Below are 11,775 nucleotides of genomic sequence, written 5' to 3'. Positions count from 1 at the left end.
ACTCACCCTCGCGCTTTGGCAAACCTGGCCAGCCGCAACAGCGCGACCTTGATCAGGATCTTGATGCGCGGCACCCAGGCGTAGGAAAGCAGCGCTCGCAACGCCAGGTTTGTGTCCATACGGCACAGGGCGTCGAAGACATCCGCAGGGATCATGCTAGTGACCTTACCTGTCGGTTTCATGAAATCGAGGTTGCCCGACCACGGCAGCATGGCCGCCAGCTGGTTTTCGCTGTATTCGCCCCGTTCGATGCACGCCAGGTAGCGCGCTTTCACGGCCTCTACCGAGTTCACCTGTTGCACGGCTTCGACCACCGGTGCACTGGGCTGCGGTTGGTCGATGCTGGCCAGCAACTGGTCGACGCTGGCCACCTTCAGGCTGTCTGCGGGTGAATAGCCCTGAATCGGCGCAACCAACCCGACACAGCGCCGGCCCTTGAGCAGTTGCTCCGCGAACGCGGTGCCACCGGGTATAGGGTAGCTGTCCAGGTAGAAGTCGGCTTTTTCCGCAAAGGCCAGGTAGTCCTTGTACGGCAGGTGACGGCGGATGAAAAAGCGCGTGGGGTAACGCAGTTTCACCGTCCACCACCAGGTATTGGTCAGCGGGTTGGCACCAATGATCCAGCACTCGGCGTTCGGGAACCTGTCGAGAATAGCCGTGATCGACGGGCGCATGTCCAGGCCGCCATGGGGCTTGTACTTGGCAGCCGAGGCGGCACTGAACACCTTGATCCGCTCATGCGCGGGCGCGGCATCCGGCACTTTTGCGCCGCTGGTTTCGATCGGGATTGCCAGGAAGCTCTTCTGGCAGGTGAGGTGCTTTTTCTTGTCCAGGTGGTGCCCGTAGGCGCTGATCTCGAAATACACATCGGCCACTGAAGCGCCAAAACTGAACACATGGTCGGCGTGGTTGACGAAATATACCGTCACCGCCGCGCCACGCTGCTGCTTCAGCAGGCCACAGGCAACCGTGGTAATGATGTCGTCCGGGTGGATGTGCAGCACCACCTTGTCGTACTGGGCAAGGGTGTCGACGATGGATTGCAAGCGGGCGCACGGGTCATCGCCACGCGCCACCTCGATATGGGCAAAATAGCCATTCAGGCGTTCGAGTACCTGAGGTTTGGCGCTGCGCGTCACCAGCAGGTCCACAGGGCCCTCGTGCATGTGCGCCAGGCGTTCCATCAACCGGGTGTGCCCGCCTTGCAGGTAGGGTTCGCTGACAACATGAAGGCAACCCCGCGATGTGCCGCTGGCGACCGGTACCGTGACCAGGCTGGCGCACTGGGCCACCAGGTGGCGTTCCAGCGCCGCTGCCTCGTAGATATTCAGGTCCACGGCCCACAGCAGCGCACCATAGACTTGCGCCTGAGCCAAGGCCGGCCCTGGTGCTGCCTTCAGTATCCGGGCGTGCAGCTGCTCTACCACTTGCTTCATTGCTCAGCTCCGTGCCGAATCAGCGACAATCGACGACAACCGCCGGAATACCGTGAAATACATGACGATCGCGTACAACAGGTAATTAACGGCGTAGGCGAGTGTGACCTTCTCGTATCCCCAGAGTTGCGTGAGGTAAACCGTCAAGGCATAAAGCGACAGGGTGGCGAGGATTTCCGTCACCAGGTACAGCCGCGTCAAGGCCTTGCCCAGCATCAGGTAGGCCATCAGCCAGCTGGCAATCTTCAGGCTGTCACCCACCATCTGCCAGGCGAACAACTCGCGCATTGGCAGGAACGATTCGGAGAACAGCACCAGGATGATGAAGTCGCGCAGCAGGTAGATAACCAGCCCGGCCACAATGGTCATGGGCAGGATCAGCTTGTAGCCCTGCAAAATCTCCCTGCGCAGCTCACCGGCATCCTTCAGTTCGGACAACCGCGGCAGGTAATACACCGCCAGGGTGGTGGTGATCAGCATCAGGTACGCCGAACTCAGGCGCCACATGGCTTCCCAGTATCCCGCTTGCTCCCAACCGAAGGTATTGCCCAGGTAGTCCCGCAGGAACACGTGGCAAACCGGCAGGGAACAGGCCGTGACCACGGCCATCAGCGCAAACTTCGACAGCCGTCTCAGGGCTGGACGGTCCAGCCCGCCAAAAAAGTCGCCAAGGTGGAACCAGGGCGTGCGCATGCAGATAACCAGGGTGGCCACGAAGCTCAGCGACTGATACACCGCCAGCGCCACGAGCGCACCGTACAGCCCAAGCTGGATGGTCAGCGCACAGGTGACCACCAGCGAAATGAGGCTGCCAAGGATATTGGCCAGCACATAGCGGGGCACATCCTTCTTGCCGTTGAGCACGCCAAGCAATAACGAGTTGAAAGCAAAGAACACCAGCGTGGCAGCAAACCAGACCAGCACCGACGCCAGCGATTCGTCATTGAAAAACCAGCTGGCCAGGGGCTTGCGCAGCACCATGATCAGCACTGCGAGCAGCAGCGAAACCACCACCGACAGTGTGCCGGCGGTTCGCCATATCTTGCGTTGCTCGTCGGGCTGTTCGGCGAATTCCGCCGTGTACTTGGTAACGCCGGTGCTGACAGCGCCACTGGCCAGGGTGGTGAACATGGTCACCGCATTCTGCAGTTGGCCGATGGCCGCGTAGCCGGCTGGCCCCACATACAGGGCCAGCACTTTGTTCAGGCCAAGCAAGGTGGCCATCTTTACCGCAACTGCTATCGCATTGAGCAGGCTAGTTCTGATCAGGGTCATACGGCACTCAAGGACGCGAGAAGCTGTTGCAGGCGTCAATGACGTGCTGGATAGAGGCCACGGTCAGGGTCGGGTCCATAGGCAGGCTCAATACCTGCTCATGCAGCCGCTCGGTCAGCGGAAGCGAAAGGTCGGCCAACTGCGGGTAGGCCTGCTGCCGGTGCGGCGGTATCGGGTAGTGCACCAGGGTTTGCACGCCCTGTTGAGCCAGATGCTGCTGCAATTGCTCACGGCATTCACTGCGCACCACGAACAGGTGCCAGGCGTGCTGGCCGGCAGCACCTGGGTCGGGCAGCTGGATGGCCGGGTTGTCGATGCCGGCCAGATACTGCTGCGCAACTTGCTGGCGCAGGCGGGTTTCGTTGTCCAGGTACGCCAGCTTCACGCTCAACAGCGCGGCTTGCAGCTCGTCCAGGCGGCTGTTTACCCCTTGGTACATGTTCATGTACTTCACGTGCGAACCATAGTTGCGCAGCGATTTCAGGGTGTCGGCCAGCGCATCGTCGTTGGTGGTGACTGCACCGGCGTCGCCCAGCGCGCCAAGGTTCTTGCCTGGGTAGAAGCTGAAGCCCGAGGCATCGCCCCACGCCCCTGCCCGGCGCCCGTCCAGTTCGGCACCGTGCGACTGGGCAGAATCTTCCAGCACCAGCAGGCCATGCTGCCCGGCAAACACATTGATCGCCGGCATGTCGGCAAGCCGGCCGTACAGGTGCACCGGCATGATTACACGGGTACGCGGGGTCAGCGCTTGCGCCAGGTTGTGCGCACCCAGGTTGAAGCTGCCTTCATCAGGCTCCACCAGCACGGGTACCAGTTTGTTCTCGGTAATCGCCAGGATGGTTGCAATGTACGTGTTGGCAGGTACCAGGACCTCGTCGCCCTCGGCAATACGCCCCAACAGCTTCCAGGCCCGCAAGGTCAGGGTCAGCGCGTCCAGGCCGTTCGCCACGCCGATGCAGTGCTTTACCCCGCAGTAGCTGGCGAACTGGGTTTCAAACTGCTTGAGCTTCTCGCCCATGATGTACCAGCCCGAGTCGATGACGTCGGTGCAGGCATCGATCAACGCCTGACGGTATTGCGCATTCACACCTTGCAGATCGAGAAACTTAACCATTGCGGTCTATCACCCTGATAATTTTTGCTGGATTCCCTACAACAACGGCATAAGGCGGGACATCTTTGGTCACCACTGCCCCTGCGCCCACCATGGCGTACTCGCCAACGACAATGCCTGGCAGCAAGGTGGCATTGGCACCAATGCTGGCGCCACGCTCTAGCGTAATACCGTTGAATTGCTCCGGGTAAACCTTGGAGCGCGGCATTGCGTCATTGGTAAAGGTGGCATTGGGGCCGATGAACACGTCATCGGCAATGCGGGTACCGTCCCACAGATAAACGCCGGACTTGACCGTCACGTTATCACCCAGCACCACATCACCTTCAATCAGGGTATGCGCACAGATGTTGCAATTGCGCCCGATCTGCGCACCTTTCATGATCACTACGAATTGCCACACCCGGGTACCTTCGCCGATCACGTCGCTTTTCACATCGGCCAGTTGATGAATGCTAGGCATTGCGCTTCAGCTCCGTGAACGAGGTGTAGTCACGAATGTAGTCGGCCTCGTCGTAATGGGCGTCGGCCAGCACCAACAGCACGCAGTCCGGGCTGAAATCATGCATTTCGTGCCAGACCATGGGCGGAATCAGGATGCCCTTGTTGAACGCGTCCAGCCAATGGTCCGTGCGGGTGGTGCCGTCATCCATGACCATCCGGCAACGCCCGGACACGCAGATGGCCAGCTGATTGAGCGCCTTGTGGGCGTGGAAACCACGGGATACCCCTGGCAGCGTTTCGGTCAGGTAATACACACGCTGTATGGCGAACGGTACGTTATCCAAGGCTTGCAGGGCTACCAACTGGCCACGGTGATCACCCAGCACCTTGAACAGCTCGGTCTGGGCAAGCGCCCCTTCCTCGGCGACGTTCAGGTGGTGCCGGAACGACGGGGCCTGGTTGTCCTTTTCGCTGACAATGAGGCCGTCGCGCATTGGCCAGTCAATCGCCAGATCAGGGTCATCCCAGTGGATACTGCCTTCGGCGTCCTTGTTGTAGACATCCGTGGTTTTGTACAGGAAGTGCGTTTCGTCCTCGAGGGCAATAAACCCGTGCGCGAAACCTTCGGGAATCCACAGCATGCGGTTGTTGCGCTCGGTCAGCTCAACCCCTACCCACTGCCCGAATGTCGGCGAGCCAGGGCGGATATCGACCGCCACGTCATAGGCTGCACCACGCACTACCCTGACCAGCTTGCCCTGGGCATTCGGTGCACGCTGGAAATGCAGCCCGCGCAGCACACCGCGATGGGACATCGAGTGATTGTCCTGGACGAACGCACGGGGCTTGCTCAAGCCAAGTTCAAGCAATGCGCCATGAAAGCGGGTTTCATTGAAGGTTTCCGTGAACCACCCGCGATCATCCTCGTACACGGCGGGCTCGACTATGACTACATCGGGAATGTTCGTTTGAACAAGCTTCATCGGTAAACCTTTGGCATGATTTTTTGTCGGGGCCAGTCGCGCCGCCCCCCTTTATTACTGCAGTTTCACCGTTTGCACGGCAAATGTCTCGCGCTAAATGTGGCGTGCGCGTTGCTGTTCGTTTCCTGGGTCAGGCCCGGCGCCTTTGCAAATTCTGCACGGCATATCTCAGAGTGGCGATCAGGCAACCGAGGCCCAGACCAACAATCACACCCAAGGCAATGATCAAGTTACGCTTTGGTTTAATCGGCACATCCGGTTGCTCTATCGTGCCGTCAAGCTGATACACACTCACATTACGCTTCGCTGCAACCAGGCCTTGGTAAAACTGCTGTCTGGTTTTTAAGTCGCTGAGTTCAGGAATGAACGGGTCTTCACTTTTACGTTGCTGCAAATTGGCAATCTCGGCAGCCAGCGCCTTGCTGCCGCGCATGTAAGTCAGCTCGCCGTCCATTTTTGACGACAGCGCCTTGGAGATCTCGCCGTTTATCAGCGGCGGGTTTTCCAGGCCAATGGCATTTGCAATACGCAGTGCCTCTTGCAAGCGGGTAATCTTGTCTTCACGTTGCCGCTGGCCGTTTTCACGCAAGTTGTCGAGCTCCAGCTGCAGCGCGCTGGCGCGGACCTCGGCCTCTCGGGTGGCATCCTGCAATAGCTCGGCCTTGGCGGCGGCGCTGGCTTTCTCGACATAGGCAGCAGCCCATTGTGACGCCACGGCAGGATCACGCCCACGGAAGGCTACATAGGCACGCGGCGGCTCACCCGCCAGTTGCACGACATCAAAGGAGCCATTGAACGCGGCATACAATGCACCTTGTGCCCCCTGCCCCGCAGTTGCGGAAGGCAAGTAAACTTCTTTGAAGAACTGACGGCGCAGGGTTTCACCGTTCAAATGTTCGACGAAGATATCAAAAACCTTACGCGAAGTGAAAGGTTCCAACCCAGTCTGGTTGGTACGGCCATAGTTGAGGTCGGCGATATCACTGGACGCAGGTGCCGCCAGAAATACTTTTGCCTCGTAAACCGGCTTGGCCAACAGTGCATAAGCCAGTGCAACTGCAGTGACGACAAGCGCTACCAGAAAGATGAGAAGCTTTTGCCGCCACACCCCTTCCAGAAACTCCAACAGGTCAACTTCTTCACTATCGCTACTGCGGCGCTCAAGGTCATTGCGCATTTCTTGTGTTTTTCCTTGGGTCTGACTGTGTACACGGTGTCTGGCATACCACAACATCACGAGCGACGGCATGGAACCCGAAAAGGCGCGGCCCTCCTGAGTGTAGCGGCATTATGCCAACATCTTACACATCCAGCGCCAGGGTTAGTCGCAGTAGATAAACGCTACCGGCATTAGTTCCCGCCTTGCGTCGGCCAGCACACCATTGTCAGACCAAGGGTTCAGGGTATCGAGACCTCCAGGGCTGCGCCCGCCCGCTCGGCGCGCTGCATCAAGGCTTTTTGCAAAGCGGCTTTTGCGCCCTGTTCACCATGCACCAACAGCACCTTGCCTGGCTGCTCCTGGCCACCCAGCGCGAACTGCAGCAAGCCCGCCTGATCAGCATGTGCCGAGTACCCCGACAGCGTCATCACTTTCGCCCGCACCTCGTACATTTGCCCACCCAGAGCAACCTGCGCAAGCCCTTCAAACCTTTCGCCGGCCTGTATCACCGCCCCTGGCGTGCCCTTGGCCTGGTACCCCACAAACATCACCTCATGCCGCACATCCGCCAGCATGGCCTTGAGGTAATTGACAATGCGCCCACCCGAGCACATCCCATTGCCGGCAATCACGATTGCCGGCCGCCCGGTGCTCTTGAGGTAGTTGACCACCTGCTGGTGCCGGGCATGGGTGTCCACGCTGATCAGCTGGCTGAAGCCGAGCGGGTCGCGCCCCTCTGCAAGGCGCGCCCTGGCCTCGGCATTCCAGTAGTCGTGCAGCTCCCGGTACACGCTGGTGATGCGTTGAGCTAGGGGTGAGTCGAGGATGATGGGCAACTGCGACCAGTCGAGCGGGTCGCCATCCGGCGCAGCGCCCCCGTTAATCAACAAAGCCTTGCGATGAAGTATGCCTTCAAGCTCGTACAGCAATTCCTGGGTGCGACCCAGGCTGAAAGCCGGGATGAGGAGGGTGCCCTTGTCAGCCAGGGCGCGATCGATGGCATCTTCAAGACGCTGCCTGCGGTCGCCTGCATGCGCATGCAAGCGGTCGCCATAGGTGCTTTCCAGCACCAGTACATCAGCCCGCTCCGGGCGCTGCAGCGGGCGCAGCAACGGGTTGCCACATGCGCCCAGGTCGCCAGAGAACACATAGCGGCTATTGGCTTGCCCATGCTGCATGTCGCATTCGACGTAAGCCGAACCCAAAAGATGGCCGGCGCGCTGCAGGCGGATACGACAAGCAAGGCCGGGACGCTCGACCAACGTGTGCCACTGCTCGAAAGGCAGCGGCACGATAAGGTCGCGGACAAAATCGAGGTACCGCGCCACCTGCACGGGCTCACTGCTGATGTTCAGCCTGTAGGCATCCTCCAGCACTAACGGCAGCAGCCGGGCGGAAGGCTCGCTACACAGGATGGGGCCACGGTAGCCGGCAGCCAGCAGCGCAGGAATGCGGCCAACGTGATCGAGGTGCACATGGGTGACGACCAGAGCCTGGATGCCCTGTATGCCGAAGCCGAGCGCCGCACTTTCCGCACCTGGCGCTGCCTCGTTCCCCTGCTCAAGGCCGCAATCGATCAGCAGGCTGATGGACGGATCGAGGTATAACTGGTGGCAAGACCCCGTGACGCCGCGAGTACCACCGTGATGGGAAAGGCTGGGATATTCCATGTCGCACGCACTCGCCGGGGCCGAAAATGAAGTGGGCTATTACTCCATGACTGCCAGTGCATGCATAGGTGAGACTTTCCTAAGGGGCGCAGGAAATTTCCTCAGTTGCTGCTGAGTGCCGCCTGACGGGCAGACTCCCTGATCTTGCGCTTGCTGCGCTGCACGCCGTAGGCACCCAGCAAGGGGCCAACTGCCAGGCCAATGACCAGGGCAGCCAATACCAGCACGGCAACCGGCATGGCTGGCGCCGCCCAGCCGAACAGGACCAACGACACGGCTTGCTGGTTCTCCAGCACGAAGAACAGCACCACAGCCGCCAACAGCAGCAGGAACACCGCCGCCAGGGCGCGCTTGAGGTTACGCATCAGAATGCTCCTTGGATGATCAGGCTTCAGCCTCGTCTTCTTCGTTGACCCGGTCACGCAGCTCTTTGCCGGGTTTGAAGTGCGGCACGAACTTGCCCTCAAGGCTGACCGACTGGCCGGTCTTCGGATTACGGCCCACGCGCGGGGCGCGATAATGCAGCGAGAAGCTGCCAAAACCGCGAATCTCGATGCGATCGCCAGTGGCCAGGCATTGTGACATCTGCTCAAGCATGGTCTTGATGGCCAGCTCCACGTCCTTGGACGAGAGCAGCCCCTGATGGGTGACAATACGTTCGATCAGCTCCGACTTCGTCATATTTTTCCCTTCGTTATCAAGCAGCTAGATCATTGCTTAACCAGTTTGTAGCACGCCGGGAGGGATTTGAACAGGGTGGTTCTTGACTTAATAAAAAAATTCAAGATTGAAGTTTTACAAGAATGGTCTAGCCGAAGGGGTTGCCACGGCCCGCTTCATGGCCGGCAAGCCAGCCCCCGCAGCACCCTCATGCCAATTGCTGCCGAGGGCTTTCCTGCGAAAAGCGCTTTCGTATCGCCAGCGCAGGCTTCTCCACCAACTGCCAAGACGCATACCCCGCTAACCAGGAGGCCGGCACTGCAGCCAGCATTAGCCAATATGGCCCAGCCCACGGCATCGCCCCCGCCAAAATCTGCTGGATCGGAAATGCATACAGGTAGATACCGTAGGAGTAGTCCTGCACCACCGAAGGCAACTTCAACTGCGGGCAATACGCAAAATAAAGCGTGGCGTAAATCGTCAGGGTGGCGAACGCGAACACCTCAAAACGCCCTCCCTTGCTCAGCAAGAACAACGCGACGCAGGCAAGCAGCAGCCACCCGGTGTGCGGAATCACCGCTCGGCACGAATAGAACGCCGACCCTGCCAGGAAACACACCACCAGCTTGAACGGGTACGCTGCAAATGCCGGATGCCAGGCATGCAACCCCAACGCAACCAAGAGTGCCGCAAGCGTCAGCCCCGACATTGGCCACCGGAAAAGCCTGGCTACAAGCACCACCACTCCCAGTACCAGGTACATGCGCATTTCCAGCGGAATGGTCCACAAACTGCCATTGACCGAAACCCCTTGGAAACGCGGGGTAAAGGTCACCCCAGGCAGCACGAACTGGGCATCTTTGAAAATCAGCAGCGGGCTGTAGAAGTATTTGTATACCTGGGCCTGCGAAAAATACTCGGCAAGCGGCAGCGAGGTAACGGCAGGCCCTAGTACAAAGGCCATGAGCAACAGGCACACCACCAGGCCAGGCAGGATTCTGAGCGCACGTGCCAGGTAGAAATCCCTGGCGCTATTGCGTTCACCACTGGCAGCGATCAAGAACCCGCTGACCACGAAGAACACTTCCACCCCCAGGCTATGGACGGGCACCGGCATGCCCAGCTGCATTGCCGGGTCCGCGCAGCTCAGGCACTCCAGGTAGGAAAGCGCAAAGGAATGCCCAATCACCACAGCGGTCGCCGCCAGCAACCTGATGATCAGAAAATTATTATCACGCCCGCGACCTTTCATAACGTCGCCAAACATCAACATGAACACCCCCACGGCTGACGCATTTCAGACACAAAAAAAGGGCGACCCGAGGGTCGCCCTTTTTTACCGATCAAACAGAACTCAGTTCTGCTTGGCCATTGCTTCGCGCAGCAGCGCAGCCATGGTGGTGTCGGCAGCCGCTTCCGGAGCGTTTTTCAGGCTCTGGATGGCTTCACGCTCTTCAGCGTCGTCTTTCGATTTGATCGACAGGCTGATAACGCGGGACTTGCGGTCAACGCTGATGATCTTGGCTTCGATCTCTTCGCCTTCCTTCAGAACGTTACGCGCGTCTTCAACGCGGTCACGGCTGATTTCGGAAGCTTTCAGAGTGGCTTCGATGTCGTCGGCCAGGGTGACGATGGCGCCTTTGGCGTCAACTTCTTTCACGATGCCCTTGACGATAGCGCCCTTGTCATTGACAGCAACGAAGTTGGAGAACGGATCGTCTTCCAGCTGCTTGATGCCCAGGGAGATGCGCTCGCGCTCTGGGTCGACCGACAGGATGACGGTTTCCAGCTCGTCGCCCTTCTTGAAACGACGTACGGCTTCTTCGCCGGTTTCGTTCCAGGAGATGTCGGACAGGTGAACCAGGCCGTCGATGCCGCCGTCCAGGCCGATGAAGATACCGAAGTCGGTGATCGACTTGATGGTACCGGTGATCTTGTCACCCTTGTTGAACTGGCCGGAGAAGTCTTCCCATGGGTTGGACTTGCACTGCTTGATGCCCAGGGAGATACGACGACGCTCTTCGTCGATGTCCAGAACCATGACTTCCACTTCGTCGCCAACCTGAACGACTTTCGACGGGTGGATGTTCTTGTTGGTCCAGTCCATTTCGGAAACGTGTACCAGACCTTCAACGCCTTCTTCCAGCTCAGCGAAGCAGCCGTAGTCGGTCAGGTTGGTAACGCGCGCTTGTACGCGAGTACCTTCTGGGTAACGGGCAGTGATAGCTACCCACGGATCTTCGCCCATCTGCTTCAGACCCAGCGAAACGCGGTTGCGCTCGCGGTCGAACTTCAGAACGCGTACGTCGACTTCGTCGCCAACGTTAACGATTTCCGAAGGGTGCTTGATGCGCTTCCAGGCCATGTCGGTGATGTGCAGCAGGCCGTCGATACCGCCCAGGTCCACGAATGCGCCGTAGTCGGTGAGGTTCTTGACGATACCTTTGACTTGTTGGCCTTCCTGCAGGGTTTCCAGCAGGGCTTCGCGCTCGGCGGAGTTCTCGGCTTCCAGCACGCTGCGACGCGAAACAACAACGTTGTTGCGCTTCTGGTCCAGCTTGATGACCTTGAATTCCAGCTCTTTGCCTTCGAGGTGGGTGGTGTCGCGCACAGGGCGGACATCAACCAGGGAGCCCGGCAGGAACGCACGGATGCCGTTAACGTCGACAGTGAAGCCGCCTTTAACCTTACCGTTGATAACGCCCTTGACCACTTCTTCGGCGGCGAAAGCTGCTTCCAGAACAATCCAGCACTCGGCGCGCTTGGCTTTTTCACGGGACAGTTTGGTTTCGCCAAAGCCGTCTTCGACCGCGTCCAGCGCAACGTGAACTTCGTCACCGACCTTGATGGTCAGCTCGCCAGCTTCGTTGTAGAACTGCTCGAGCGGGATGACGCCCTCGGACTTCAGGCCAGCGTGTACGGTAACCCAGTCGCCGTCGATGTCGACAACGATACCGGTGATGATGGCACCCGGCTGAAGATTGAGGGTTTTCAGGCTTTCTTCAAAGAGTTCTGCAAAGCTTTCGCTCATTTT

11 protein-coding genes are annotated in these 11,775 nt (G+C 59.1%); all 11 read right to left on the bottom strand.

Going from position 1 to position 11,775, the window contains the following annotated elements; genetic code table 11:
• Positions 1–2: 2 nt before the first annotated feature.
• Positions 3–1,436, bottom strand: coding sequence for a hypothetical protein (locus AK81_RS18335; RefSeq protein WP_043201073.1), 1,434 nt, complete (start codon positions 1,434–1,436; stop codon positions 3–5).
• Between the two features lie 3 nt (positions 1,437–1,439).
• Positions 1,440–2,711, bottom strand: a complete 1,272-nt coding sequence (locus AK81_RS18330; RefSeq protein WP_043201072.1) for an O-antigen translocase — start codon at positions 2,709–2,711, stop codon at positions 1,440–1,442.
• Positions 2,712–2,718: 7 nt separating this feature from the next.
• Positions 2,719–3,825 carry a DegT/DnrJ/EryC1/StrS family aminotransferase gene (locus AK81_RS18325; RefSeq protein ID WP_043201070.1) on the bottom strand — a complete coding sequence of 369 codons (1,107 nt, stop codon included), beginning with the start codon at positions 3,823–3,825 and terminating at the stop codon, positions 2,719–2,721.
• Positions 3,818–4,288, bottom strand: a complete 471-nt coding sequence (locus AK81_RS18320; protein ID WP_043201069.1) for an acyltransferase — start codon at positions 4,286–4,288, stop codon at positions 3,818–3,820. The genes AK81_RS18325 and AK81_RS18320 overlap by 8 nt, the downstream gene beginning before the upstream one ends.
• Positions 4,281–5,252, bottom strand: coding sequence for a dTDP-4-dehydrorhamnose 3,5-epimerase (rfbC, locus tag AK81_RS30680; protein WP_043201067.1), 972 nt, complete (start codon positions 5,250–5,252; stop codon positions 4,281–4,283). The genes AK81_RS18320 and rfbC overlap by 8 nt, the downstream gene beginning before the upstream one ends.
• Before the next feature lie 130 nt (positions 5,253–5,382).
• Positions 5,383–6,429 (bottom strand): LPS O-antigen chain length determinant protein WzzB, encoded by a 1,047-nt coding sequence (locus AK81_RS18310; protein WP_043201065.1) that lies wholly within the window; start codon positions 6,427–6,429, stop codon positions 5,383–5,385.
• 221 nt (positions 6,430–6,650) lie between these two features.
• The gene (locus tag AK81_RS18305; RefSeq protein ID WP_043201062.1) at positions 6,651–8,081 is read right to left on the bottom strand and encodes an MBL fold metallo-hydrolase RNA specificity domain-containing protein; all 1,431 of its coding nucleotides are present in this window, start codon (positions 8,079–8,081) and stop codon (positions 6,651–6,653) included.
• Between the two features lie 101 nt (positions 8,082–8,182).
• The gene (locus tag AK81_RS18300) at positions 8,183–8,446 is read right to left on the bottom strand and encodes a lipopolysaccharide assembly protein LapA domain-containing protein (protein ID WP_043201060.1); all 264 of its coding nucleotides are present in this window, start codon (positions 8,444–8,446) and stop codon (positions 8,183–8,185) included.
• A 19-nt stretch (positions 8,447–8,465) separates the two neighbouring features.
• On the bottom strand, positions 8,466–8,762 hold the full coding sequence (gene ihfB, locus AK81_RS18295) for an integration host factor subunit beta (protein ID WP_003252675.1): 297 nt from the start codon (positions 8,760–8,762) through the stop codon (positions 8,466–8,468).
• A gap of 187 nt (positions 8,763–8,949) precedes the next feature.
• Entirely contained in the window at positions 8,950–10,014 is a 1,065-nt protein-coding gene (locus AK81_RS18290; protein ID WP_043201140.1) for an acyltransferase family protein, read from the bottom strand.
• Positions 10,015–10,095: 81 nt separating this feature from the next.
• Positions 10,096–11,772: a 30S ribosomal protein S1 gene (gene rpsA / locus AK81_RS18285; RefSeq protein ID WP_003252673.1), complete on the bottom strand. Its 1,677-nt coding sequence runs from the start codon at positions 11,770–11,772 to the stop codon at positions 10,096–10,098.
• Positions 11,773–11,775: the final 3 nt, after the last annotated feature.

Origin of the sequence: Pseudomonas putida W15Oct28 (assembly GCF_000708715.2) — a bacterium.
Taxonomy (GTDB): Bacteria; Pseudomonadota; Gammaproteobacteria; order Pseudomonadales; family Pseudomonadaceae; genus Aquipseudomonas; species Aquipseudomonas putida_R.
This window is presented reverse-complemented; position numbering and strand designations above follow the sequence as displayed.